Origin of the sequence: Nonomuraea sp. NPDC050786 (assembly GCF_040654115.1) — a bacterium.
GTDB lineage: Bacteria > Actinomycetota > Actinomycetes > Streptosporangiales > Streptosporangiaceae > Nonomuraea.
Window position 1 is genome coordinate 219,623 of sequence record NZ_JBFAHJ010000002.1, and the last position, 25,364, is coordinate 244,986.

Sequence of the window (25,364 nt, forward strand, 5' to 3'; positions counted from 1 at the left end):
CGGGACCCTTACCGCTGGCGGCGGATGTGCAGGCCGAGCGAGGCGAACTGTTCGAACGGCCGGTGGTAACCGCGTTCGATGTGGTGGACGCCGCGCAGCGTGGACGGGCCGTCGGCCACCGCGGCCGCCAGCACGGCCGAGAACCCGGCCCTGATGTCGGGGAGCGTCACGTCCGCGCCCTTGAGCTTGGACACGCCGCGCACGACGGCCGAGTGCCTGGCGTTGGTGTCGTGGTAGCGGCAGGCCGGGCCGCCCAGGCACTGGTCGAACACCTCGATCTCGCAGCCCATCTTCTGCAGCGCCGGGACGTACACCAGGCGGTTCTCGAAGACCGTCTCATGCAGCACCGACATGCCCTGGCTCTGCGTGAACAGCACCATGAGCGGCGTCTGCCAGTCCGTCATGAACCCGGGGTGGGTGTCGGTCTGCACGGCCGCCGAGCGCAGGCCCTCCGGCGGCGCGGTGGCGCACAGGTACTCGTCGTTGATGTCGAACTGGGCGCCCATCCTGGCCAGCGTGGTGATCGCGGTGACGAGGCGGTCCTGCGGGCAGCCGTGCACCCGCACCTCTCCCCCGGTGATCAGGCCCGCCGCCAGGTACGAGAACGCCTCGATGCGGTCGCCGGTCAGCCAGGTGGAGGCGCCGCGCAGCCGTTCGACGCCCTCGATGACGATCCTGCGGTCGGGCGAGAGCTCGATCCTGGCCCCCATCCGCTGCAGGAACAGCGCCAGCTCCACCACCTCGGGCTCCATCGCGGCGTTCTTCAGCACCGTCTTGCCCTCGGCCAGCACGGCCGACATCAGGATCGTCTCCGTGGCGCCCACGCTCGGGTACGGCAGCTCGATCCTGGTGCCCACCAGGCGGTTGGCCTTGGCGAAGATGCCGGTGTCGCCCACCTCCACCTCGGCGCCCATCGCGCGCAGGGCCTCCACGTGGAAGTTCACCGGCCGCCGCCCGATCGGGTCGCCGCCGACCAGCGGGACGAACGCCTCCCCCGCCAGGTGCAGCAGGGGGCCGAGCATGAGGATGGGGATGCGGTTCAGCCCCGTGAAGGCGTCCGGCACCCTCGGCTCGATCTCCCGGCCCCGTTCGATCCTGATCTCCGTACGGGAGATCTCGACATTGATGCCGAGTGCCCGCAGCATGGCGGCCGTGATCTCCACCTCGCCCACCTCTGGGGCGTTGTGGATGCTGCTCTCCCCGCCGCCCAGCATGGCGGCGACCATGTGCTTGGAAACTCCGTTCTTGGAGCCGCGTACCTCTACGTCCCCCCGGAGCGGGCCGGAGGGTTCTATCAACCAGACCTCTTCTTGCATCACGAAGCGAGCCTAGCCGGGGGATACCATCGAGCTGATTCGGACGTACATGTGAGGGGGAGTGGCGTGACGAGGGAAGTGCGCGCTTTTGCGGTAACTGTCCTCACACTCGCCACTCTTGGAGCAGCCGCCGGACTCCTCTGGTCGGGGCTCACCCCACGGGCTCCGTACGAGGTCACCGAGCACGGGACGGTGCTGGCCGACCCCTCCACGCAGGCGCTGATCGCTGCCGACGGCTGGTTCGCGGTGATCACCGGCGGGCTCGGGCTGCTGTGCGGCGGGGTCGGGTGGTTCATCGGGCGGCGATGGATGCTCTCGGTGCTCCTCGGGCTCTGCGCGGGCGGGGTGCTGGGCGCGATGCTGACCTTGTGGGTCGGGTCCACGTTCACCCTCGGCGCGGTCGTGATCGAGGCCGCCGCCCAGCCAGGCACCAAGGTCGTCCCCGGGGCGCTGAAGCTGACCGCCTCGGGGGTGCTGGTCTCCTGGCCGCTGCTCGCGGTGGGGCTGTTCGCACTGCTGGAGGGCATGCACGGCTACCGCGAGTCGCCCCTGCGCCACCCGTACGCCGACCCGCCGGAACCCCTCTGACCTCCTTACAGCGGCGGGCGCCGGAGACCGTGCCCGGTGGCCTGCTCGAACGCGCGGGCCACGCGCAGCACTCTGGCGTCCTCGAACGGCGCGCCCACGATCTGCACCCCCACCGGCAGCCCGTCGGACGTGAACCCGGCGGGCACGGACGCCGCCGGGGCGTGCAGCACGCTGATCCAGTAGGCCGAGCGCATCCAGGCGAGGTAGTCGGGCAGCCGCTCCCCGTTGATCTCGTCGACGTAGGGGTGCTCGATCGGGAATGGCGGCACCTGGCTGACGGGCGCGATCAGCACGTCGTACGTGTCGAAGAACGCGGCCATCCGCTGGTAGAGGCGGCTGCGCGCCTGCTCGGCCCGGGCCAGGTCGGCGCCGGTGACCTTGCGGCCCTGCTCGACGTTCCACGCGGTGTTGGGGCCGAGCCCGGTCAGGTCGCCGAAGGAGAGCGCGTAGTGCCATGCCCGGTACGTCCGGAACGCGTCCTCGGCCTCCGTCAGGTCCAGCTCGACCTGGTCGACGCGGGCCCCCAGCCGCTCGAACACCGCCGGCGCCGTCGCGGTGACCTCCGCCGTCCTCGAGTCCACCGGCAGCCCGCCCAGATCCGGGCTCCACGCCACGCGCAGCCCCGCCACGCCCTCCTCGGGCTCCGGGGCGAAGACCTCTCTGATCGAGTACGGGGAGCGCCGGTCGAACCCGGCGATCGCCCCGAACATCAGCGTGACGTCCTCGACCGTCCGCGCCATCGGCCCCTGCACGGACAGGGTGTACCAGGCGGCGGTGTCGGACGGGTCGGGGACGCGCCCGGGAGTGGGGCGCAGGCCGACCACGTTGCAGAACGACGCCGGGTTGCGCAGGGAGCCGCCCATGTCCGAACCGTCGGCCAGCGGGACCATGCCCGTGGCCAGCGCCGCCGCGGCGCCCCCGCTGCTGCCTCCGGCGGACTTGGACAGGTCGTAGGGGTTCCTGGTGGCGCCGAACACCTCGTTGACGGTGTGGGAGCCGGTGCCGAACTCCGGGGTGTTGGTCTTGCCCACGGTGATGGCCCCCGCGGCGCGGAGCCGCTGGACGATCACGTCGTCCTGGGCGGGGACGTTGCCGGCGAAGAGCGGCGAACCGTAGGTGGTGCGGATGCCGGCCGTGTCGACGAGGTCCTTGTGCGCGACGGGCAGGCCGTGCAGCGGCCCGGCCGGCTCCCGGGCGTCGGCCGCCTCGGCCGCGGCGAGCGCCTGCTCGGCGACCAGGGTCACGATGGCGTTGACGTGCGGGTTGACCTGCTCGATCCGGTCGAGGTGGGCGCGGAGGACCTCCACGGCGCTCACCTGCCTGGTCCTGATCAGGTGTGCCAGCTCGGTCGCGCTCAGGTAGTGCAGTTCGCTCACTCTTGCGATCCTGCCCCACGAGGCGCGGGGCGGCGACGGCGAGGGTTGCCCACGCCGTCGGCAGCCACTCGTCGGATCACCACCTCGGACACTCACCCCCCGTGCCGCTCCTGCACGCGATGGCCGGCCTCCCCCGCTCAGGAGATCTCCTCCACCAGCCCTCCGGCTCGCCTCTCCGGAGCCGACACGCGCTCTCCCTTTCGCCTGGACAGGATGAGCAGCCCGGTGACGGTGAGGGTGCAGGCCAGGATGACGAGCTGCACGCCGTACTGGATGTCCTTGATCGGGAGCGTCATGTTGCCGATGTGGAGGCCGAGGTGCACGCCGACCGCCATCCAGACCGCTCCGGTGCGCGCCCTCGCCGCCGCGCAGGCGAAGCCTAGGCCGGCCGCCTGCAGGGTGTAGAGCAGGCGTTCGGCGACCGTGTCGGCCGCGCTCTGCGAGATGATGTGCATCGCGCCGAAGACCACGGCCGTCATGATCATCACATTCCGCGGGGAGAGCCGGTCCGACAGCGTGTCGAACAGGTGCCCCCGCCACAGCAGCTCCTCCGGGAACGCCTGGCCGAGCAGGGCGATGGCGATCGCCAGCGGGAGGTAGGGCAGCTCGGCGCCGATCATGTCGTACGGCAAAGGCATCCAGGTGGCGACGCCGAACGCCACCGACAGCGCACCGGCGGCCGCGACCGCGGCGGCGCCGGCCAGAGCGCCCGCCAGCAGGTGCGGCACCGCCCGCCAGGATCGCGTGAGCCCCACGCCCCGCCATGGCCGGCGGCCGAGGTAGCGGCGGATCAGGTAGACGATGCCGAGCGAGGCCAGCGTGATCCCGATCACGCCCACCGGCCGGTAAAGGATGTTGCCGCGGTCGAGGAGCAGCATCGCGGGAAGAGAGCCGATGACCACCTGCGCGAACATGGCGACGACGGTGATCAGCACGGCCCGGACAGGGTGGGTGGCTTTCATGGACGCCCACGTTAGGAAGCCCGCAGGTCGTGCCGCATCGGCCTGCGGGCGGAACCCGTCATGACCTTCGTCATGGGTACTCAGGGAGGATCACAACGCGCGCGCGGGAAATTAATGTCGGAGCCATGCTGCGTCGTCTGGCCTGGCTGCGTGACCCCGACCGGCCCATGCTGTTCAACGTCGTCTTCTGGGTGGTGTTCGCCGCCACCGGGGTGGTCGCGTACGTGATGGAGACCTGGACGCCGGCCGGGGCCACGGCGTTCGCCGCCAATCTGGCGCTGGTGGCCGCGCTGTGGCTGCTGCTGCCCTGGCGGCACGCCAACGGCTGGCGGCGGTTCCTGCCGATCTCGTTCCTGCTGGCGACGTTCGCGCTGGGATTCACGGGATCGGCCGAGGTCCACCAGTTGCTGACGCTCCTGGCCATCGCCAACGTGGCGTTCGCCCACAGCGTGCGGACCGCCGCCGTCGTCATCGGCTGCCTGACGAGCGCGATGTTCGTCTCGGTCGTGGTGGTGTTCCACCGCGATGTGCCGGACGCCACCGCGCAGACCGTCCCCGTCATCGTCTTCGCCTCCTTCGTGCTGGGCATGGCGTCGGCCGTGCTGGAGGCGCGGCGCAGGCGGGCGGATGCGCAGCGGCTGCTGGCCCGCGTCAGGGAGCTGACGGTCGCCCAGGAGCGGGCCCGGATGGGCGCGGAGATGCACGACTCCATCGGCCACCACCTGACGGTGATCAAGCTGAGCCTGGAGAACGCCGAACGCTTCCGCGCGCGCCGCCCCGAGGCCGCCTGGGACGAGGTGCGCCAGGCGAAGGAGCTGGCCGTGGCGGCGCTGGCCGACGCCCGCCGCTGGGTCCGCGCGCTGCGCCCGCTGGCGCTTGAAGGGCGCGTCGGCGGGGCGGCGCTCGAACGGCTGGCGGCGTCGTTCGACGGCACGGGGCTCGCGGTCTCCTTCGAGGTGGTGGGCGACGAGCCGCCCCTGGAGCCCGACGTGGAGCTGGTGCTCTACCGCGTGCTGCAGGAGGGGCTGACCAACGCCGTACGGCACGCGGACGCCCGCCAGGTGACCGGCACGCTCGCCTTCGACGGCGAGCGCGTCGTCCTGGTGGTCGCCGACGACGGCAGGGGCCGCGCCCGGGGCGCGCGCGGCGGGTTCGGCCTGCCCTCGCTCGCGGAGCGCGCCCGCGCCGTGGGCGGCACCCTGACCGCGGGCGACCGGCCCGGCGGCGGTTTCGAGGTACGGGCGGAACTCCCCATCCGGGCGGAGGTGGCGACGTGAGGGATCCCGGCGAAGGCGGCGACATGGGCGCGATCAGGGTGCTTCTGGTGGACGACCAGGAGCTCATGCGGCAAGGGCTGCGCAAGATGCTGGAGATCGAGGACGGCATCGAGGTGGTGGGCGAGGCCGCCGACGGGGAGGAGGCGCTGCTGGCGGCCGCTGAGTGCCACCCGGACGTGGCGCTGGTGGACGCCAGGATGCCGAGGATGAACGGCGTCGAGCTCATCTCCCGCCTGTCCGCCCGGCAGCCCGGCGTGGCCGCGATCGTGCTCAGCACCTTCGACGAGGACGACTACATCTTCGGCGCGCTGCGCGGCGGCGCCGTCGGCTACCTCCTCAAGGACTGCACGCCGGAGGAGCTGGTCGACGCCGTCCGCCGGGCCGGGCGCGGGGAGACGGTGCTGGCCTCTCCCGTGGCCGCCCGCCTGGTCGCCGAGCTCCGCCGGGCCCCGGCCGAGCCGAGCCTGCCGCGGGACGGGGAGCGGTTGTCGGCCCGCGAGGCGCAGGTGGCCAGGCTGATCGCCACAGGGGCCTCCAACCGGGAGATCGCGGCCCGGCTGCTCATCACCGAGGGCACGGTGAAGAACCACGTCTCCAGCCTGCTCCGCAAGTACGGCCTCCGCGACCGCACCCGCCTCGCCCTCCACCTCAAACACGCCCCTGAGCCGTGACGACCGCCGTCCCCGCGCCCGCTCCGGCAGCCCGGCACGCGGGTCTGCTCTGCGGCCGTCACGGCATCGCCCTGGCGCTCCCGCTCGAGCGGCGTCACAGCACCGGCACCGAACCCGAGCTCAGGCGCTTTCCGCCACAGTGACGGACGCGAGCTGCGATAATCTCAGACCTCCTTCCCTCCTGAGGCCACACGTGGGGAACGCTTGCCTCCGGTGGAGGGGCAGAGAGGGCGAAGCGAGCGCATGGCGGACCGGTTCAGCACCCACAGCGTCGAGATCGGCGATGATGTCGTGAGCAAGCGATACAGGTCGTGGGACAGAGGAGAGCCTTTCCGGGAATGGACGGCCCTGACGCTCCTGGCCCAACATGTGCCAGGTCTTGCGCCCACGCCGGTGGAAGCTGCGTTCGACGCTCACCCGCCCACGATCACGATGACGAGGCTGCCCGGCCGGGTCCTGCGCGGCGAGCATGCCACTGGTGAGCAGATCAGCGCGGTGGCCGCAGCCCTGAGCCGGCTCCATCGGGCGATCCCCACCCGGGTGGTGGAGGCGCTCGAGCCGGCGCCGTGGGGACCTGCCATTGCCGTGGACAAGATTCGTAAGCTGGCCGGCGAGCACCCCGACCTTGGCGAAGGTCCCGACGTGCGCCAGGCATACCAGCAGGGATCCGCGTGGCTGGATTCCGCAGAACCCGATCGACTCGTGGCGAACCCTCATCCGCCCGTTCTCGGACTGGCGGACGGCAATCACGCGAACCTGCTGTGGGATGACCACGAGCGTCGCGTACGGCTCATCGACTGGGAAGACTCTGGCCGCACCGATCGTGCCTTCGAGTTGGGCGAGCTCACCGAACACATCTCCCGCATCGACGGCACCCTGGACGCAGAACAGCTGCTGGGTCACATCGACCTGGCGCCAGGCGAAGCCGAGCGGGTGCGGGGATTCCGCCGTTTGATCGCGCTGGGGTGGTTTCTCCAACTTGGCCCCGACGGGGCAGCGACACCGCACAACCCGGTGGGCACCCTGGAACGCCTGGCCGAACGGGTCCTGCATCTGCTCGGCTGATGTCCGCAGCTTCATGACCCGCGGACGGCCCTCGCTCGCCGACTCAGCACGTGCAGCATCCCGCCGACGTCACCGCCGACCTGGCTTCCCGCTGAGCCGGCGCCACCGTAGCGGACATCGGCTGTGGAAGAGAAACCCACCGCCCCAGCCCGGCTTGGACGCCTTTCCTCCCCTGAGCACGCCCGATCGAAGCGTCGAGGGGGTGTCACATGGTCGCCTTCAGGTATCCAGCGGCCGTCAGTCCCGCGAAGGCGATGTCGGTGTCCGTCAGCTGCCCGCCGAGCACATGCCGGACGAACTCGCTGACCGGCATCAGTACGGTCTCGATGTCCTCGTCCTCATCCAGGGTCTGTTCCGCGACTTTCCGGCACCCGCGGGCCAGGACCGCATAGCGGCGATGAGTGGCGTACGAGGCCAGAAAGGTCTGCATGACCACCTCAAGACTCGCCGCCTCATAGCCGGTTTCCTCCAGCAACTCACGAGCCGCCGCCACCTCGACCGGCTCCTCTCCATCGGCGTTGCCGCCCGGCAACTCCGACAGGACTCGCCCGGGCCCCGGCCGGTGCCAGCGGGCCAGCACGTGCGCGCGGGCGCTCGCTGGAGCGGCCCGCACCGCAGTTGGGCTATTCGCGGCGCAGGGCGTTCTGCGTGCGGGTGCGGGCGGCCCAGCCGGCGGGGAGGGCGGCCCCGGCGAGGGCGATGAGGATGCCGCCGAGAGCGAGGGCCACGAGTTCGGGCAGGTGGTAGACGTCGATGTAGGCGGACGGGAAGCGGGTGCCGATTGCGTTGCCCATGAGCGGGACGACGAAGTGGTGCGTCATGACTCCAAGCGGTACTCCGGCGATGCCGGCGATCAAGCCGATCCCCGCGACAGAGGTCAGGACCATGACGACCGTCTGGCGCGGGGACATGCCCAGCGCCTTGAAGATCCCGAGGTCGTGGACGCGCTGTCGGGTGTCGAGCACGACGAGGTTGAGCACGCCCAGCCCGGCCACTGCGACGATCAACACGGTGAGCAGGGCGGCGAGTGCTTCCGCGGCGGCGGTGACCGTACCACCCACGTTGGTGTTCGGCCGGGCCTGGGCGGTGGTCGAGGCGAACTTCGCGTTGAGTGCGTCGACATAGCCGGTCCGGTCGGTGCCAGGCTCGAGTTCGATGTTGAACTGCTGTGGTTGCAGGTCCAGGTGGAGCCCGTTCAGGGAGGACAGACTGGTGAGGATCTGCATGCCGTGCTCGCTGGTGTCCATCGCCTCACCGGTGATCCGCAGGGACACGCGGCGCCCGCCCCGGGTGACGGTGATGGTGTCGCCGATGGCGTCGCCGGTCGCGGTGAGGAATCGGGTGGGGACGACAGCCTGTCCTGGTCCGGTGAACCAGTGCCCCGAGATCATCTCGTAGGACGCCCGGGCCGTGTCGCCGGAGAAGCCGATGACGCTCACACCACCGGTGAGGCCTGCGACGCCCACCGTGGTGCTGCTGCTGCCGACATAGGACGCGGTACCAGGCTGCGCCGCGATGTCGGCCGCGACCCGGGCTGGGGATGCCGCGCTCCGATGGGAGTCGCCCTGGTGGATCGGGGCGCCCGGCCGACTGCCGCCTATGTTGACGATGACGTTCCCGAGCCTCCAGATGCTCGGCGCGTTCTGCGCGTCGCTCAGCGAGGCCGTCAGGCCGACGGCGAAGGTGACCGCGCCCGCGCCGAGCAGGACTGCGCCGGTCATGGCGAGAGTGCGCGCGGGGCGGGTGAAGGGGGTGGCCAGGCCGATGACGACAGGGCGTGGCAGCGGGAGGCGGCCGGCCAGCCGGCGGGCCAGGCGTCCTCGCCCGGCGGCGGGCGTGTGGCCGACGGCGATCGCATCGACGGTGCGCAGCCGGCCCGCCCGCAGAGCGAGCGCCCGGGCGGCTGCCGCGACGAGCGCGAGAGCGCCGGCTGCGACCGCGGCGTCGACCCAGGCCGGGATGGTCAGCGTTCCAGTGCCGTAGACGGTCTCGGCATCGCGGAGGGCCAGGATGCCGAGCAGGTTCCCGGCGACCAGCCCGAGCGCGGTTCCGATGACGGCGGGGATGAGGGCTTGGCCGACGTAGGCGCGGACCACTTGGCCGGGGGTGAAGCCGAGTGCTTTCAGAATGCCGATGCGCCGGGTCTGGGAGCTGACCGCGCCACTGACGATGATGCCGACGATGAGCACGGACATCAGCAGTGAAAGGATGCCGAAGGCGGCGACGAAAGGCACGAACCCGGCCGTTTGGCTGGTGGCGGTCAGTTGGACCTGCAGCCAGGACCGCGCGCCGGTGAACGCGCCCTTGGGGAGCGCCGCCGCGATCGCGGAACGGTCCGCGTCGATCTGGGCGTCGGTGGCGGCGTGGGTGAAGCGGTAGAGCATCTGGTACTGCGGGGTGGTCCCGGAGGTCATCGCGGTCAGCTGGTCCGGGGTGACCCATGCGTCGGCGGTGTCGCTGACCGAGTTGGCGAATCCGACGACGGTCAGCGTCGGTGCGCCGGGCACATCGGGGAACGTCACGTGTGATCCGAGGCTGAAGTAAGTCCCTCCCCCTGGTCCGGCACGCATCACGATCTGTCCGCGGCCGGTGGCCCACGTGCCGGAGGTCAGGTCGACCTGGTCCACCGCGCCGGCCGGGCCCGAGCGGCCGACGACGGTCATCTGCTTCAGCGCAGTGCCGGCCGGCACGTCCGCGCCCGAGCCGGCGACCGGGTGCAGCGAGGCGACCGGGTAGGGGCCGGCGCTCGCGGTCACCCCTGAGGCGTGGGCGGTGGCGGCGATCTGGGCGGCGCCGGCCCGCGCTCCGTCGACCTGCGCGGTCAGCTGGGAGCCACGTTGCGCGGCGAAGGCGCGTTCGAAGGGGGCTCGGGAGTTCACCAGCAGGCCGGCGGCCAGCACGGATGCGGCCACCGCGAGCAGGGTGGTGAGCGTCATCACCAGGCCCTGCACCCGCCTGCGCCCCACGCCGGAGCGGACGATCCGGCCCAGTGGGCTCGTCAGGAACGTGAGGCTCACCCGGCCACCGCCGCGGTGTCCCGCACGATCCGTCCGTCGGTCAGTTCTATGGTGCGCGTCGCACAGGCCTCGGCGAGGGTGACGTCGTGGGTGACCAGCACGATGGTCTGCCCGTCCTGGTTGAGCTCGGCGAGCAGACGGCGGACCTCTTCACCGGAGGCGGTGTCCAGCGCCCCGGTCGGTTCGTCGGCGAGAAGCAGCGGTGGCCGGTTCATCAGCGCGCGGGCCACCGCGACGCGCTGCCGTTCGCCGCCGGACAGCCGTCCCGGGTAGGCGCGGGAATGCCGGTCGATGCGCAGGTACGACAGCAGCTCGGCGGCGCGGGCGCGAGCCCGCGCGGTGGGCATCCCGGCCAACTGCGCGGGCAGCAGCACGTTGTCGATGACGGTCAGGTCGTCCAGCAGGTTGAAGAACTGGAAGACCATGCCGATGCGTTCGCGCCGGTACTTGGCGGATCCGGCCTCGCTGAGCTTGTCGACACGGATGCCGTTGACGGTGACCTGGCCCGAGGTCGGCTTGTCGAGGCCGGTGATCAGGTTGAGCAGGGTGGACTTGCCGCTGCCCGAGGGGCCTAGCACCGCCAGGGCCTCGCCTGCCTGGACGGTCAGGGAGACTCTGTCCAAGGCGGGCAGCCCGGCGTCGTACGTCTTACTGGCATCGCTGATCTCGATAACTGGCGCGGTCACGGCCACTCCCCGGGTCGGTGTCAACACCTGATTGATCCGCCACCGACCGCTCCAGGAGCGTCCGGCGGACCTCGTGAACGCTAGAAGCCCTGCCGCGGCCGGCGCATCGCCCGATCCATCGATATCCGCCTACCTAGATCGTCTGACCCGGCCCGAAGTCATACTCGCGATGTACGCGAAAGTCGTACGCGGATGGTCACCAGGTCGGACGCGCCGGTACACGGCGGCTTGCGATACTTCACCGGTGGACACGACAGCGATCGCCGCAAGGTGGCGCCGAGCCTGGTCCGCGCTGCCGCGCGCCGACGGCACGCCGCCGCACCTGCCCCGTCGCTCGTGGGTGTTCGACGCTCTCGTCATGCTCTGCGTGCTGGCCTACGGGCTGCAGTCCCTCAGCGCGTACACGGCGGTCCGCATGATCGGCCGGCAGGTCATCCCGATCTGGGTCACGGTTCTGCCGTCCGTGTCCGTCCACCATCAGTCCCCCGCGATCCCACCGGTTCAGGTGGCGGTGGAGGTCGTGCTCAGCACCTTCCCGCTGGCACTGCGGCGCAGGTTCCCGCTGTCGGTCTTCGTGGTCGCGGTGGGTGCCAAACTGCTTTACCACGTCAGCGGGGGCCTGGAACCAACCTTCGCGGTGCTGCCCGCGATGATCGCCGCCTACAGCGCCCTCGTGTACAGCCCGCACCGGATCGCCGCCGTGACGTCCGTCATGGCGACCGCGGTGATCGCCACGTTCGGGGGCTTCGGGAAGCTGCCGCCCATCCCGAGCGCCCTGCTGCCGATCGTCGTGATCGTCCCCGCCGGCCTGGCCTTCAGCATGATCAACACATGGAAGCAGCGTGCGGAGGCGGCACGGGAGAAGCTCAGGGCCCTCCAGGCCGAGCAGCAGGCCGCGGCCCGATCGGCAGTCGAGCGCGAGCGCGCCCGGCTGGCCGGCGAACTGCACGACGTCGTCACCCACAACGTCAGCGTGATGGTGATCCAGGCCGGTGCCGCGCGCATGGCCCTGGAGTCCGACCTCGATCAGGCGCGCGAAGCACTGCGGGCCGTCGAAACGGGCGGACGCGCCGCCATGTCCGAACTCCGCTATGCCATGGGCCTCCTCACTATGGACAGCGACCCTGCGGCCGAGATCGGCATGCTGGACACACCCGCGAACGCCCTCGGCACCGACATCTCCCATGACCATCAGCCCACCGCGGCGGACCTCGCCCCACAACCTGGACTCGCCCAAGCCCCGGCCCTGGTGGAACGTCTCCGCCGAACTGGTGTGCCGATCGAACTGACCGTGACCGGGACACCGGTCGCCCTCCTGCCCGGCGCCGATCTGGCCGCCTACCGAGTCGTACAGGAGGCCCTGACCAATACGGTCAAACACGCCCACAGTGCGAGCGTGAAGATCAGCCTCGCCTACTCGCCCACACGGCTCACCGTCGAGGTCGCGGACACCGGCGGCGTCCCCACGGCATCGGCGAACTCCGGAACCGGTCACGGCCTGACCGGCCTGCGCGAAAGGCTCGCCGTCTACCATGGCACACTGCATGCCGCGGAGCGGCCGACCGGCGGCTTCAGGGTCCGAGCGGTGATTCCGATCGAAGCCCCGCACCGGAACGACGTGCTGCACGGACCTGCGTCGGCACCGGCAGGTCCACCGGACGACGCCCCGAGAGGGAAGGGACGGAAGTGAGCCAGCCCCTCCGGGTCGTGATCGCCGACGATCAACAACTCGTGCGCACCGGCTTCCGGATGATTCTCGCGCGCCACCGCATCGAGGTCGTGGCGGAGGCCGCCGACGGCGCGCAAGCCGTGGAAGCGGTCCACCGCACCCACCCCGACGTGGTCCTGATGGACATTCGCATGCCCGAGATGGACGGACTGGAGGCCACCCGGCGCATCCTCGCCGCCGACGATTCACCGCCCCGGGTCATCGTCCTGACCACCTTCGATCTCGACCGTTACGTCTACGCGGCTCTCCGCGCCGGCGCCAGCGGCTTCCTCCTCAAGGACATCAGCCCGGAACACCTGGCAGCGGCCGTGTGGCAGGTGCAAGCCGGCGACGCCCTGCTCGCCCCCACCATCACCCGCCGCCTGGTGGAGCGCTTCGCCGCCCAGCAGGAAGCCGACGCGTCCCCGCACGCGGACCTCGCCACCCTCACTCCCCGTGAGCTCGAAGTTCTCAAGGCACTGGCCAGGGGCCGCAGCAACGCCGAACTCGCCACCCTGTTCCAACTCAGCGAAGCGACCATCAAGACCCACGTCACCCGCATCCTGACCAAACTCAACCTCCGCGACCGCGCCCAAGCCGTCGTCCTCGCCTACGAAACCGGACTGATCACCCCAGGAGCAGCCGGCAGCGGCCGGGCGACGTGGGAGAGCGGTTGACGGTGTTCGTGTCAGGGTTAAGCCAGAGCGTGGATGTGCATCAGTGCGGGCGGCGGTGGACGAGACCGAACCTTCGACGCAGGGCCGGGAGATCAAGGAGCGGCTGGACCACATGGGGCGGCTCCCGCCCGGAGCCGTACTTCGCGCGGAGCCCTAAAGGGACGGACGTCAGGGCGGCGGGAGAGTCACGTGCGGTGGACTCTCCCATGCACCCGTGAGAGACAGAGGCGCCGCCTCAGGCACCCAGGCAGGCGGGACCCAGGAGCTGCTTCAGATCGCCCATCAGAGCGGGAGAGGGTGTCACCCGCAGCCGGTCGTGGACGCGCATCACCGTCGTCCTGGGCCCGTTGTGGACCTGCAGGTGCACCTCCGACGTGCCCGGATGCGTCGCGAGGATCTCCTTCAGCCGGCCCACGACGGGTGGCGTGCAGCGGGCCAGCGGCAGGCTCACCAGCAGCGGCCCGCCCGCCTCCTGCGTCAGGTCGGGAGCCGTCACCTCCATGGCGATGATCTTCGCCACGTCCTCGCGCTTGTCGATCCGCCCCTTGACGAAGACGATCGCGTCCTCGGCCAGGATCGTCGAGCAGAGCTGGTAGGCCGACGGGAAGATCATCACCTCGATCGAGCCCTCGAGGTCCTCCAGCTGGGTCAGCACCCACGTGTCACCCTTCTTGGTGATCTTGCGCTGCACCCCGCTCAGGATCCCGCCCACGGTCACGATCTGCCCGTCGGCCCGGCTCTCGTCCTGGACGGCCGCGATCGAGCAGTCGGCCCCGGCCGAGAGGATGTGCTCGACGCCGAAGAGCGGATGGTCGGACACGTACAGGCCGAGCATCTCCCGCTCGAACTGGAGCAGGGTGTTCTTGTCCCACTCCCCCGCCGGGATCTGCACGTCGAAGGTCTGGTCCTCGCCGCCGTCGATGGCCCCGAACAGGGAGTCCTGGCCGATGGCCTCGTTCTTCTTGATGTCGATGATCGCGTCCACGGCCTGCTCGTGCACCATGACCAGGCCCTTGCGCACGTGCCCCAGCGAGTCGAACGCGCCGGCCTTGATCAGCGACTCGATGACCCGCTTGTTGCAGACGACGGCCGGGACCTTGCGCAGGAAGTCCTTGAAGTCGGCGAAGCGGCCCTTCTCCTGACGCGCCTTCAGGATGCCGTCGACGACGTTGGCGCCCACGTTGCGGACGGCGGAGAGGCCGAAGCGGATGTCGGTGCCGCGCGGCGTGAAGTCGAAGTCGGAGTCGTTGACGTCCGGCGGGAAGACCTTGATGCCCATGCGGCGGCACTCGTTGAGGTAGAGGGCCGACTTGTCCTTGTCGTCCTTGACGCTGGTCAGCAGGGCGGCCATGTAGGCGGCCGGGTAATTGGCCTTGAGGTACGCGGTCCAGTAGGCGACCAGGCCGTAGCCCGCGGTGTGGGCCTTGTTGAAGGCGTAGTCGGAGAACGGCAGCAGGATGTCCCACAGCGCCTTGATGGCCGCGGCCGAGAAGCCGTTGTCCTGCATGCCCTTCTCGAAGAACTCGAACTGCTTGTCCAGCTCGGCCTTCTTCTTCTTGCCCATCGCCCGCCGCAGCAGGTCGGCGCCGCCCAGGGAGTAGCCGGCGACCCGCTGCGCGATGGCCATGACCTGCTCCTGATAGACGATCAGGCCGTAGGTCGTGTCGAGGATGTCCTTCAGCGGCTCCTCGAGCTCGGGGTGGATCGGGGTGATCTCCTGCTGGCCGTTCTTGCGCAGCGCGTAGTTGGTGTGGGAGTTGGCGCCCATCGGGCCGGGCCGGTAGAGCGCGAGGGCGGCGGAGATGTCCTCGAAGTTGTCGGGACGCATCAGCCTCATGAGCGAGCGCATGCCGCCGCCGTCGAGCTGGAAGATGCCGAGTGTGTCGCCGCGAGCCAGCAGCTCGTAGGACCTGCGGTCGTCGAGCGGCAGCTTGAGCAGGTCGATCTGCTCGCCGGTGGTGGCCTCGATCATCTTCAGGCAGTCGTCGATGATCGTGAGGTTGCGCAGGCCCAGGAAGTCCATCTTCAGCAGGCCGAGCGTCTCGCAGGTCGGATAGTCGAACTGCGTGATGATCGCGCCGTCGGAGTCACGGCGCATGATCGGGATGTAGTCGGTCAGCACCTCGGCCGACATGATCACGCCGGCGGCGTGCACGCCGGTCTGCCTGATCAGGCCCTCCAGGCCCTTGCCGAGGTCCATCGTCGCCTTGACGTCGACGTCTTCCTCGTAGAGCCTGCGCAGCTCGCCCGCCTCGGCGTAGCGCGGGTGGTCCTTGTCGAAGATGCCCGCCAGCGGGATGTCCTTGCCCATGACGGCGGGCGGGAACGCCTTGGAGACCCGGTCGCCGAGCGCGTAGGGATAGCCCAGGACGCGGCCCGCGTCCTTGATGGCGGCCTTCGCCTTGATGGTGCCGAACGTGGCGATCATGGCGACCTTGTCGGCGCCCCACTTCTCGGTCACGTAGCGGATCACGTCACCGCGCCTGCGCTCGTCGAAGTCGATGTCGACGTCGGGCATGGACACGCGCTCGGGGTTGAGGAAGCGCTCGAAGATCAGCCCGTGCGGGATCGGGTCGAGGTCGGTGATGCCCAGCGCGTACGCCACCAGCGAGCCGGCCGCGGAGCCACGGCCGGGGCCGACGCGGATGCCGTTGTTCTTGGCCCACATGATGAAGTCGGCGACCACGAGGAAGTAGCTCGGGAAGCCCATCTGGATGATGACGCCCAGCTCGTTCTCCGCCCAGGCGCGGTGCTCCTCGTCGACGCCCTCGGGGAAGCGCCGCTCGAGGCCCTTCCAGACCTCCTGGCGGAAGAACTGCTCCTCGGTCATGCCGTCGGGGACGGGGAAGGTCGGCATGAGGTTCTTGTGCTGGAAGAACCCCGCCGGGTCGACCTTCTCGGCGACGAGCAGCGTGTTGCGGCAGCCCTCGGCCCACAGGTCGGAGGAGTCGATCGCGCGCATCTCGTCGGCGGTCTTGATGTAGTAGCCGCTGCCGTCGAAGCGGAACCGGTCGGGGTCGGACAGCTGCTTGCCGGTCTGGATGCAGAGCAGGGCGTCGTGGGAGGCGGCGTCGGACTCGTACGTGTAGTGGGAGTCGTTGGTGACCAGCGGCGGGATGCCGAGCTCCTTGCTGATCCGGGTCAGCCCGTCGCGGACCCGGCGCTCGATGTCGAGCCCGTGGTCCATGATCTCCAGGAAGTAGTTGTCCTTGCCGAAGATGTCCTGGAACTTCGCGGCGGCCTTGAGCGCCTCGTCGTACTGGCCGAGCCGCAGCCTCGTCTGCACCTCGCCGGAGGGGCAGCCGGTGGTGGCCATCAGGCCGTCGGCGTGCTCGGCGAGGATCTCGGCGTCCATCCGCGCCCATTTGCGGACGAACCCCTCGGTGTAGGCGCGCGAGCTGAGCTTCATCAGGTTGTGCAGGCCGGTCCTGTTGCGCGCCCAGATCGTCATGTGGGTGTAGTAGCCACCCGCCGAGACGTCGTCCTTCTTCTGGTGCGGCTCGCCCCACAGCACCGGCTTCTTGTTGTGGCGCAGCTCCGGCGCCACGTAGGCCTCGATCCCGATGATCGGCTTGATCCCCGCGCCCGTCGCCTGCTTGAAGAAGTCGTACGCGCCGTGCATGTTGCCGTGATCGGTGATGGCGATCGCCGGCATGCCCAGCTCGCCGACTTTCTTGAACATCTGCTTGAGCCGGGCCGCCCCGTCCAGCATCGAGTATTCGGTGTGTACGTGCAGGTGAACGAATGACTCGCTGGACGACATGGAGCGGCGCCTCCCAGTCTGGACGTGGTTGTGCGGCTCCGACTCTAGTGGTCCTGACCGACATCCCGGAGCCGGTGGCGGGCGCACTCGCCGACCGGCGCGCCGGAACCTTCGCGGCGGGCGGCGCGGATATCGTCGTACTCACTTCCTGTAGTTGAGGAGACACTCGGTGCGCACGCAGACCGACGAGGGGTACCGGCACTCGCTCGGCAACCGCCAGGTCCAGATGATCGCCATCGGCGGGGCGATCGGTGTCGGATTGTTCCTCGGTTCGGGGGGCCGGCTGGCCGCCGCGGGGCCCGCCCTGGTGCTGTCGTACGCCGCCGCCGGGCTGGCCGCCTTCTTCGTCATGCGGGCGCTCGGCGAGCTCGTGCTCTACCGCCCGGTGTCGGGGTCGTTCGTCGCGTACGCGGGCGAGCTCATCGGCCCGTGGGCGGCGTTCGCCAGCGGCTGGATGTACTGGCTCAACTGGGCGTTCACCGGCATAGCGGAGCTGACCGCCATCGCCGCCTACATCCATTACTGGGCGCCCGCGTTCCCCCAGTGGCTCACCGCGCTCATCGCCCTGGGCTCCGTGCTGGCGGTCAACCTGCTGTCGGTGCGGCTCTTCGGCGAGCTGGAGTTCTGGTTCGCCATGCTCAAGGTCCTGGCGATCACCGTCTTCCTGGTCGTCGGCCTGGTCCTCGTGGTGTTCACGATCGGCCAGGCGAGCCCGCACAACCTGGTCGCCCACGGCGGCTTCTTCCCCAAGGGCTTCCCGCTGGTGCTGATGAGCCTGCAGTCGGTGGTCTTCGCGTACGCGTCGATCGAGCTGGTCGGCATCGCGGCGGGCGAGACGGCCAGGCCGCACCAGGTCATGCCGAAGGCGATCAACGGCGTGGTGTGGCGCATCGCGATCTTCTACGTGGGCTCGGTGGCGCTGCTGGCGATGGTCCTGCCGTGGACCGCGTACCACGCGGGCGTCTCGCCGTTCGTGACGGTCTTCTCGGGGCTCGGCGTCCCGTGGGCCGCCGACGCCATGAACCTCGTGGTGATCACCGCCGCGCTCTCGTCCTGCAACTCCGGCCTGTACGCCACGGGCCGCATCCTGCGCTCGATGGCCATGAAGCAGGAGGCGCCCCGTTTCGCGGGCAGCCTGAGCTCCCGGTTCGTCCCGCTCGGCGGCATCCTGTTCACGGCGATCATGTTCCTGGCGGGGGTGGCGCTCTTCTACTTCCTGCCCGAGCGCGCCTTCAACATCGCCACGGCCGTCGCCTCCCTCGGCGTGATCACGACCTGGGGCGTGCTGGTCTACTGCCAGATGCGGCTGCGCAGGTCGGGGCACAGGTCGGTGTTCCCGATGCCGGGCACGCCGTACACCAACTGGCTCACGCTGGCGTTCCTCGCGCTGGTCGTGCTGCTGATGCCCTTCGCCGACGAGGACCAGCGGGTGGCGTTCTTCCTCATCCCCGCGCTGGTCGTGGCCATCGCCCTGGGCTGGCAGGTGGTCAACCGCCGCCGCGCCCGCGACGGCGGCTCCCCGACGATCACCTGACTGGGTAGTCTCGATGTCGCTGACACGCAGCCGCTCGGGGGAGGCCGCACTGGACGAGGCGACACGGCAGACGCCGAAGCAGGGGACGCGAGGCATCGCCCGGGCCGCCGCGGCGGCCGCCGCCGGCATCGCCCTCGCGGTGGCGTGCTTACCGCTGGGCGTCTTCCCGAAGCTGGCCTGCGCCGTGCTGGACGCGGGCTGCCCCGCCGCCCGCGAGCCGTCCGGACGGCTTCCGCAGGTGACCCGCCTGACGGCCGTGCAGGTGGCGCAGCGCGGCATGTACGTGGCGCTCGGCGACTCCTACTCCTCCGGCGAGGGCGTCTACGACCTCGACGACAGGCCCGTCAACGACGGCGCCGGCCGCTGCCACCGGGCGTCGGGCTCGTACGTGCCGCTGGTGGCGCGGACGTACCGCTTCGGCGGCGGCACCGCCTTCTACGCCTGCAGCGGCGCCACCACCGGCCAGCTCCTGTCGGGCCAGTACGGCCAGCGGCCCCAGATCTCCTGGGTGAGCCCGTCCGCCAGCCTGGTCACCCTCAGCATCGGCGGCAACGACGCCGGCTTCACCAAGGTGCTCACGGGCTGCATCGTCAAGCTGCCGTGGTCGTCGGCCTGCGTCGAGCAGGACGCCGCCGTCGCCCGCCGCATCGAGGAGCTGCGGCCCAGCATGCTCAAGGTGCTGCGCGAGCTGCGGGTACGCGCGCCGAACGCGCGCGTCATCGTCCTCGGCTACCCGCGGCCGTTCCCCAGGGAGCCGGTGGAGAGCGTCGACAACCTCAGCGCGGCCGACCAGAGCTGGCTCAACGAGGTGACGCGGCGGCTCAACGACACGGTGCGATCGGTGGCGGCCGACTTCGACCGCGCGATCGCGGCGTTCGGGGCGCCGGGGAGCGTGGAGTACGTCGACGCGTACGAGGCGTTCGCGGGGCACGAGGTGGGGCGGCCGCAGCCGTACCTGAACGGGCTGAACGTGGACATGGAGCAGCTCACGGTCAACGCCCGCAGCTACCACCCGACGGGCGACGGCTACCGCCGCTTCGCCGAGCTCATCACCAAACAGATCGCGGCCGGCCCCGGCCGCCCCATGAACAACTTCCTCCTGACCGCCCCCTGATCATGAGGGTCACTGGGACGAGCGCTCCTCGGCCAGGTGGAGGCCCGCCTCGATGACGGCGTTCATGACGGGCGCGAGCCGCTCCTCCCCCAGCGACGGCGCGCGCAGCGCCATCCGGGCCACGAGCGCGCGCTCCCGCGCCAGGTCCCGCCCCTCGAACCCGCCCACCGGCTTGATCCGCTGCACGATGCCCGCCAGCGCCGCCCGCCGCTCGAGCAGCGTGGCCAGGGCGGCGTCCACCCGGTCGATCGCCTGCCGGCACTCCGGCAACGTGGTGGGCGACTCCGGCCGCACCAGCGCGCCGACGACCGTCACCGCCTCCTCGGCCACCTCCAGCGCCCGCGACCCGGCGCCGGGCGCGTCGAGGACGAGGCCGTCGGCGCCCGCCGCCACCGCCGCGGCCGACAGCTCCACGTCACGGGAGACGTCGGCGAGCACGGGACGCCCCGAGACGGCGCGGGCCGCGCGCATCAGCCCCAGGTCCAGCCGGCCGCCCTCGCACAGGAGCACCCGCCCGTCCCCCGCCCGCGCGCAGTAGTCGGCCAGCTCCAGCCACTCCTCCATGGAGGCCGACGCCCGCCGCTCCACCACCACCGGCAGCCCCAGCCCGGCCGCCGCGCGTACCAGCGGGATGTCGCGTGTCCACGACGAGCCCACCACCACCGCGTCCGCCTTCGCGGCGATCGCCGGCAGGTCGGCGGCCGAGTACGGCTCCACCAGCGTGGCATGCTCTCCCAGCACCTCGTGGGCGTCCACCTGCCCGTGGTGCGCCCGCAGGTCCACCCGGCCGCCGATCACCACGGCGGGTCCCTCGCCCACGAGCAGGTCGCCCACCGCCACAGAGTGCCGTTCCAAGGTCGATGACATCCTCGACTCCCCAAACTCGGGCCGGCCCAGCAGCCGGCGGGAAAACGAAAAAGGCAGAGACGGGTGTCTCTGCCTCATGCCGGCTCCAGGTGGTCGCTAGCTGACGACCGGCTCTCCCGGAGCCGGCTCGGTAAACGCGTAGCGACAAGTCATGTCTGAAACCCTACACCCATGTCTCGACCTGCTGTGTGGCACCTGTCACATTACGGAGTGGCCTCCAGGCGAGTCGCCGTTGATCCCTCGCTATGGGAGTATTTCTTGGCCTAGAGGAGGGTACGAGGCCGTTGATGTCGGATCGCAAGCAGGACGGACGCCGCATCGCCGGCCGCTACCAGCTGCAGGAACCCATCGGCAGGGGCGGAATGGGCATCGTCTGGCGAGCCTACGACGAGCTCCTCGACCGCACGGTCGCGGTCAAGGAGGTCAGGTACGCCGCCGCCCTGGGCGAGGAGGTGCAGCTGCTGAACCGGCGCACAATGCGCGAGGCGAGGGCGGCGGCGAGGTTCGAGCATCCCAACGTGATCGTCGTGCACGACGTGATCGAGGAGGACGACCGTCCCTGGATCGTCATGCAGCTCGTCCAGTCGCGCTCGCTGGGCGCCGTGATCAAGCAGGACGGGCCGCTGGAGCCCAAACGGGTGGCCGAGATCGGCCTGGCCGTGCTGGACGCGCTGCACCGCGCCCACGAGGCGGGCGTCCTGCACCGCGACGTCAAACCCGAGAACGTGCTGCTGGCCGACGACGGCCGCGTCGTGCTCACCGACTTCGGCATCGCCACCCTGGAGACCGAGACGCAGCTCACCGTGACGGGCCTGGCCGGCACGCCGGCGTTCATCGCGCCCGAGCGGCTCAAAGGGCTGCCCGCCCGGCGCGAGTCGGACCTGTGGTCGTTAGGAGCCACGCTCTACACGGCGGTGGAGGGCCGCTCCCCCCACGAGCGGGGGATGGCCCTGGCGACCATGCACGCCGTGCTGACCGACGAGCCCGACCCCATGCCGCACGCGGGCCCGCTCACCGACGTGATCAGCGGTCTGCTGCGCAAGGAGCCGGTGCAGCGGCTCACCTATGAGGAGGCGCAGCGGATGCTGCGCCAGGTCATCGCGCAGGCGAGCCCGCCGCCGACCATGCAGTTCCCCGCCGCGAACCAGACGGTGCGCGTGCCCACCCCGTTCCGCACGCCGGCCGCCCCTTCGGCACCGTCGGCACCGCCTGCGCCGGCCACGCCGCCGCCGGCCAAAGAGCCCTCCCCCGACAGGGGGCGCCCGTACGGCAAGCCGCGCACGTACGGCAGGCCGCGGACGTACGGCAAGCCGCGCCCGGTCCCGGTGCCCGTCGAGGACGACACCCCGACCGACCCGAACGCGAAGCCGGCGCCGGCCCCCGTGCCGCCACCGGTGCTGCCCCCGGTGCCGGCCGCACCGGAGACCGGCGCGCGGATCACCGCCGCGCCGACCCAGGACCCGGCGCCCGGCGCCGAGTCCACGATGAACGCGGCCAGGACGGACGGGCTGCGGGCCGGGCCGGTCGTCACGGCGGGCCTGGCGGTCCTGCTGGTCGCCGGGATCGGCGGCTACCTCGGCCTGCGCTCGGCCCCGGAGGACCGGACGGCGGAGAAGGGCGAGTCCCACGCCACGCTCGCCACGTCGGCCCCTTCCGCGACCTCCCCCGGCGCGTCCCAGCCGAGCGCCTCCCAGCCGCCGTCGCCCACGGCCTCCCCCACCCAGAGCCCGGCTGCCGAGAAGAAGCCGGAGGACGCGCTGCCCAAGGGCTGGAAGATGTACACCGACAAGAAGCTCGGCTTCTCCGTCGGCCTGCCCAAGGGCTGGGACGTGTTCACCCGCGACGGCAAGCAGGTCAGGTTCAGGGGGCCGGGCGCGGCCTCCAACGCCTACCTCATGATCGAGGACGGCGGTAAGTCGGACAACGACCCGTACAAGGACTGGAAGAAGCAGGAGCCGAAGCTCAACAACGTCTTCGGCGGCTACAAGAAGCTCGGCATCCACCGGGTCGACTACCAGAAGGCCGCCGCCGACTGGGACTTCACCTGGCGGACCAACACCGGCCTGACCCGCGTGCGCAACCGGGGGTTCATCACGGACAACGGCCGGGCGTACGCGATCTACTGGCACACGCTGAAGAGCCACTGGAAGAAGGATTACGACTTCTTCGAGGGGTTCTGCGCCACCTTCAAACCGGCCAAGTAGGCTGCACTGCGTGGAACGGCAGGTCGGCAACCGCTATCGCCTCATCGAGCCGCTCGGCGAGGGCGGGATGGGCGTGGTCTGGCGTGCCTATGACGAGCTGCTCGACCGCACGGTGGCGATCAAGGAGGTCCGCTACACGGGCGTCGGCGAGGCCAAGCGGGCCGAGCTCAACAGCAGGACCATCAGGGAGGCCAGGGCGGCGGGCCGGCTCGACCACCCGTCGGTGATCGTCATCCACGACGTCGTCGAGGAGGGCGGCCGCCCGTGGATCGTGATGCAGCTCGTCCGCTCGCGCTCGCTGGCCGAGGTGCTGCGCGAGCAGGGGCCGCTCACGGTGGGGCAGGCCGCGGTGATCGGCGGGCGGGTGCTGGACGCCCTGCGGGCCGCGCACGCCACCGGGGTGCTGCACCGCGACGTGAAGCCGGAGAACGTGCTGCTGGCCGACGACGGCCGGGTGGTCCTGACCGACTTCGGCATCGCCTCGCTGGAGGCCGAGGCAGGGCTGACGGCGACCGGCGGGCTGGTGGGCACGCCCGCGTACATGCCTCCCGAGCGACTGAACGGCGAGCCGGCCCGTCCGGAGTCGGACCTGTGGTCGCTGGGCGCCACGCTGTACGCGGCCGTCGAGGGCGAGCCGCCGTTCAGGCGCGACTCGTGGGCCGCGACGGTGGCGGCGGTGCTGCGCGACGAGCCCAGGCCGCCGGCGCGGGCGGGCGCGCTGGAGCCGGTCATCATGGGGTTACTGCACCGGAGCCCGGCCGGGCGGATGCCCGCCGACGAGGCCGCGAGGCTGCTGTACGAGGCCGCCTCCGCCCGTCCCGTGCCCGGCGGGCCCCAAGCGCGGAGCCACGCGGGCGCCGGCAGCGGCACGGGCGGCGGCACGGGCGGCGGCACGGGCGGCGGCACGGGCGGCGGCACGGCCACCTGGCAGCCGACGGCCGACAGCGCGCCGCGCTCCACGCTCTCCGGGCGCGCCAGGCGTGGCAAGGCCCTGTGGGTCGGCGTGCCCGCCGCCGTGGCGGCCGTGGCGGTGCTGGGCACGGGCGGCGTCCTGCTCTCCGACCAGTGGCGGAGCGCCCCCACGACGACCAGCCCGGCGCCCACCGAGAGCCTCACCGAGAAGCCCGCTGAGGGCCCCACTGAGAGCCCCACTGACAAGCCCACGGTGAAGACCCCGGACCCGACGCCCACCCCCACGGCGGCAGCGGTGCCCACAGGTTGGCAGACCTTCACCAGCGCGGCGGGCCGCTTCTCGATCGCCCTGCCCCCGCAGTGGCGGGCGACGAAGCACCCCACCAGGGACAGCGTCTCCTTCAAAGGCCCCGGCGCCTCCGGGGCGCTGACCGTCGAGTGGACGGTTCCCGAGGTCGCCTGGAGAGATCCGGCGCGGCAGTGGCTCGCGCTGGAGAAGGAGATCCAGGCGAAGGGCGAGTTCGCGGGATATCAGCGCATCGGCATCGTCCGCACCCGATATCTCGGTCTGCAGGCCGCCGACTGGGAGTTCACCCGCGAACGCGACGGCGTGCTGATCCACGTGATCGACCGCGGCTTCCGCACGGCCGACGGCCGCCCGTACGCCCTCTACTGGGAGGCCCCCGACTCCCGCTGGGCCATGGAGAAGCGCTACTTCGACACGTTCGCGAAGACGTTCAGGCCGCGATGAACAGGTCCGATCAGGGGGCGCGGTGAAGGAGCAGGCGCACTTCTGGCGGCATCCGGCGGTGCCGGGCACCGACCTGCTCAAGGCGAGCTACGTCACCCACCGCTTCACCCGGCACGTGCACGACGGGTACGCCATCGGCGTGATCGTCAGGGGCGTCGAGGAGTTCGACTACCGCGGCACCCTGCTGCGGGCGGGGGCGGGCGAGGTGGTGCTGGTCAACCCCGACTCCTCGCACACCGGCCAGGCGGGCACGCCCGACGGCTGGTCGTACCGCATGCTCTATCCGTCGATCGACACGCTGGCGGGGGTCGCCGCCGAGCTGGGCGCGCCGTACGCGACGCCGCACTTCCCCGAGCAGGTGGTGCGCGACGACGAGGTGGCGGCGCTGCTGGCCCGGGCGCACCGGGCGGCCGAGCGCGGCGACGCGCTGGCCGCCTCGACGCTGAGCGGCACGCTGTTCGCCCGGCTGGTCACCCGCCACGCGACTCCGCGCCCTGCCGCGGTCCTGCCCTCCGCGGGCGCGCGGGCCGTGCGCGAGGCGCTCGACCTGCTGCACGAGAGCCTCGTCGACCCGCCGACGCTGGACGACCTGGCCGGCGCGGTGGGCGCGCGGCCGTTCTCGCTGCTGCGGGCGTTCAAGGCCGTGACGGGCCTGCCGCCGCACGCCTACCTCACCTCGCTCCGGGTCCGCCAGGCGCGCCGCCTCCTGCAGTCCGGGGTGCGTCCCGCGCAGGTCGCCGCCGAGGTGGGCTTCACCGATCAGGCCCACCTCAACCGGCATTTCAAGCGCATCGTGGGCGTGCCGCCCGCCGCGTATCAGCGTGCCGCCGCAGGAACGTACAAGACCGGAGATTTTTCCGTCTCCTAGCCTGTTGC

General features: G+C 71.0%; 19 protein-coding genes. 11 read left to right on the forward strand and 8 right to left on the reverse strand.

What is annotated here, in order from left to right; translation table 11 throughout:
• Nucleotides 1-8 precede the first annotated feature (8 nt).
• Nucleotides 9-1,316: a UDP-N-acetylglucosamine 1-carboxyvinyltransferase gene (murA, locus tag AB0H84_RS05400; protein WP_357599648.1), complete on the reverse strand. Its 1,308-nt coding sequence runs from the start codon at nucleotides 1,314-1,316 to the stop codon at nucleotides 9-11.
• 66 nt (nucleotides 1,317-1,382) lie between these two features.
• On the opposite strand from murA, the gene AB0H84_RS05405 reads away from it, so the two are divergent.
• Nucleotides 1,383-1,904, forward strand: coding sequence for a hypothetical protein (locus AB0H84_RS05405; RefSeq protein WP_357598473.1), 522 nt, complete (start codon nucleotides 1,383-1,385; stop codon nucleotides 1,902-1,904).
• A 5-nt stretch (nucleotides 1,905-1,909) separates the two neighbouring features.
• Here the strand turns inward: AB0H84_RS05405 and AB0H84_RS05410 are convergent, their stop codons facing one another.
• A complete protein-coding gene (locus AB0H84_RS05410) occupies nucleotides 1,910-3,280 on the reverse strand; it encodes an amidase (RefSeq protein ID WP_357598476.1) in 1,371 nt (456 codons plus the stop codon).
• 137 nt (nucleotides 3,281-3,417) lie between these two features.
• Nucleotides 3,418-4,242, reverse strand: coding sequence for a type II CAAX endopeptidase family protein (locus tag AB0H84_RS05415; RefSeq protein WP_357598479.1), 825 nt, complete (start codon nucleotides 4,240-4,242; stop codon nucleotides 3,418-3,420).
• Nucleotides 4,243-4,367: 125 nt separating this feature from the next.
• Here AB0H84_RS05415 and AB0H84_RS05420 point away from each other — a divergent pair, with 125 nt between their 5' ends.
• From AB0H84_RS05420 to AB0H84_RS05430, 3 genes are all read left to right on the forward strand, one after another.
• Complete coding sequence (locus AB0H84_RS05420) at nucleotides 4,368-5,519, forward strand: sensor histidine kinase (RefSeq protein WP_357598481.1); 1,152 nt, start codon at nucleotides 4,368-4,370, stop codon at nucleotides 5,517-5,519.
• A 23-nt stretch (nucleotides 5,520-5,542) separates the two neighbouring features.
• Nucleotides 5,543-6,190 (forward strand): response regulator transcription factor, encoded by a 648-nt coding sequence (locus AB0H84_RS05425; RefSeq protein WP_357599651.1) that lies wholly within the window; start codon nucleotides 5,543-5,545, stop codon nucleotides 6,188-6,190.
• A gap of 243 nt (nucleotides 6,191-6,433) precedes the next feature.
• Nucleotides 6,434-7,255, forward strand: coding sequence for an aminoglycoside phosphotransferase family protein (locus AB0H84_RS05430; RefSeq protein ID WP_357598484.1), 822 nt, complete (start codon nucleotides 6,434-6,436; stop codon nucleotides 7,253-7,255).
• A 205-nt stretch (nucleotides 7,256-7,460) separates the two neighbouring features.
• Here the strand turns inward: AB0H84_RS05430 and AB0H84_RS05435 are convergent, their stop codons facing one another.
• From AB0H84_RS05435 to AB0H84_RS05445, 3 genes are read right to left on the reverse strand one after another with little or no spacing between them, the layout of a single operon-like run.
• Nucleotides 7,461-7,868 carry an NUDIX hydrolase gene (locus AB0H84_RS05435; RefSeq protein WP_357598487.1) on the reverse strand — a complete coding sequence of 136 codons (408 nt, stop codon included), beginning with the start codon at nucleotides 7,866-7,868 and terminating at the stop codon, nucleotides 7,461-7,463.
• Nucleotides 7,869-7,878: 10 nt separating this feature from the next.
• Entirely contained in the window at nucleotides 7,879-10,272 is a 2,394-nt protein-coding gene (locus AB0H84_RS05440) for an FtsX-like permease family protein (RefSeq protein WP_357598490.1), read from the reverse strand.
• The gene (locus tag AB0H84_RS05445; RefSeq protein ID WP_357598493.1) at nucleotides 10,269-10,958 is read right to left on the reverse strand and encodes an ABC transporter ATP-binding protein; all 690 of its coding nucleotides are present in this window, start codon (nucleotides 10,956-10,958) and stop codon (nucleotides 10,269-10,271) included. The genes AB0H84_RS05440 and AB0H84_RS05445 overlap by 4 nt, the downstream gene beginning before the upstream one ends.
• 244 nt (nucleotides 10,959-11,202) lie before the next feature.
• Here AB0H84_RS05445 and AB0H84_RS05450 point away from each other — a divergent pair, with 244 nt between their 5' ends.
• Together AB0H84_RS05450 and AB0H84_RS05455 are read left to right on the forward strand one after the other, a co-directional pair.
• On the forward strand, nucleotides 11,203-12,648 hold the full coding sequence (locus AB0H84_RS05450; protein WP_357598496.1) for a histidine kinase: 1,446 nt from the start codon (nucleotides 11,203-11,205) through the stop codon (nucleotides 12,646-12,648).
• A 17-nt stretch (nucleotides 12,649-12,665) separates the two neighbouring features.
• Nucleotides 12,666-13,343 (forward strand): response regulator transcription factor, encoded by a 678-nt coding sequence (locus AB0H84_RS05455; RefSeq protein ID WP_357598499.1) that lies wholly within the window; start codon nucleotides 12,666-12,668, stop codon nucleotides 13,341-13,343.
• 235 nt (nucleotides 13,344-13,578) lie between these two features.
• On the opposite strand, the gene dnaE is transcribed toward AB0H84_RS05455, so the two are convergent.
• Complete coding sequence (dnaE, locus tag AB0H84_RS05460; protein WP_357598502.1) at nucleotides 13,579-17,106, reverse strand: DNA polymerase III subunit alpha; 3,528 nt, start codon at nucleotides 17,104-17,106, stop codon at nucleotides 13,579-13,581.
• A gap of 169 nt (nucleotides 17,107-17,275) precedes the next feature.
• On the opposite strand from dnaE, the gene AB0H84_RS05465 reads away from it, so the two are divergent.
• Nucleotides 17,276-18,640 (forward strand): amino acid permease, encoded by a 1,365-nt coding sequence (locus AB0H84_RS05465; protein WP_357598504.1) that lies wholly within the window; start codon nucleotides 17,276-17,278, stop codon nucleotides 18,638-18,640.
• 13 nt (nucleotides 18,641-18,653) lie between these two features.
• Complete coding sequence (locus tag AB0H84_RS05470) at nucleotides 18,654-19,754, forward strand: SGNH/GDSL hydrolase family protein (protein WP_357598507.1); 1,101 nt, start codon at nucleotides 18,654-18,656, stop codon at nucleotides 19,752-19,754.
• 9 nt (nucleotides 19,755-19,763) lie between these two features.
• Here the strand turns inward: AB0H84_RS05470 and AB0H84_RS05475 are convergent, their stop codons facing one another.
• Nucleotides 19,764-20,621, reverse strand: coding sequence for a chorismate mutase (locus AB0H84_RS05475; protein WP_357598510.1), 858 nt, complete (start codon nucleotides 20,619-20,621; stop codon nucleotides 19,764-19,766).
• A 287-nt stretch (nucleotides 20,622-20,908) separates the two neighbouring features.
• Between AB0H84_RS05475 and AB0H84_RS05480 the strand changes: the two genes are divergently transcribed.
• From AB0H84_RS05480 to AB0H84_RS05490, 3 genes are read left to right on the forward strand one after another with little or no spacing between them, the layout of a single operon-like run.
• A complete protein-coding gene (locus tag AB0H84_RS05480; protein ID WP_357598512.1) occupies nucleotides 20,909-22,825 on the forward strand; it encodes a protein kinase in 1,917 nt (638 codons plus the stop codon).
• Between the two features lie 10 nt (nucleotides 22,826-22,835).
• On the forward strand, nucleotides 22,836-24,488 hold the full coding sequence (locus tag AB0H84_RS05485) for a serine/threonine-protein kinase (RefSeq protein WP_357598515.1): 1,653 nt from the start codon (nucleotides 22,836-22,838) through the stop codon (nucleotides 24,486-24,488).
• A gap of 22 nt (nucleotides 24,489-24,510) precedes the next feature.
• Nucleotides 24,511-25,356, forward strand: coding sequence for an AraC family transcriptional regulator (locus AB0H84_RS05490; protein ID WP_357598518.1), 846 nt, complete (start codon nucleotides 24,511-24,513; stop codon nucleotides 25,354-25,356).
• Nucleotides 25,357-25,364: the final 8 nt, after the last annotated feature.

Excerpts from the sequence above, each read along its gene's own strand:
- dnaE (WP_357598502.1), bottom strand. The coding sequence starts at position 17,106 with ATGTCGTCCAGCGAGTCATTCGTTCACCTGCACGTACACACCGAATAC.
- AB0H84_RS05470 (WP_357598507.1), top strand. The coding sequence starts at position 18,654 with ATGTCGCTGACACGCAGCCGCTCGGGGGAGGCCGCACTGGACGAGGCG.
- AB0H84_RS05475 (WP_357598510.1), bottom strand. The coding sequence starts at position 20,621 with ATGTCATCGACCTTGGAACGGCACTCTGTGGCGGTGGGCGACCTGCTC.
- AB0H84_RS05425 (WP_357599651.1), top strand. The coding sequence starts at position 5,543 with ATGGGCGCGATCAGGGTGCTTCTGGTGGACGACCAGGAGCTCATGCGG.
- AB0H84_RS05480 (WP_357598512.1), top strand. The coding sequence starts at position 20,909 with ATGTCGGATCGCAAGCAGGACGGACGCCGCATCGCCGGCCGCTACCAG.
- AB0H84_RS05430 (WP_357598484.1), top strand. The coding sequence starts at position 6,434 with ATGGCGGACCGGTTCAGCACCCACAGCGTCGAGATCGGCGATGATGTC.
- murA (WP_357599648.1), bottom strand. The coding sequence starts at position 1,316 with ATGCAAGAAGAGGTCTGGTTGATAGAACCCTCCGGCCCGCTCCGGGGG.
- AB0H84_RS05415 (WP_357598479.1), bottom strand. The coding sequence starts at position 4,242 with ATGAAAGCCACCCACCCTGTCCGGGCCGTGCTGATCACCGTCGTCGCC.
- AB0H84_RS05420 (WP_357598481.1), top strand. The coding sequence starts at position 4,368 with ATGCTGCGTCGTCTGGCCTGGCTGCGTGACCCCGACCGGCCCATGCTG.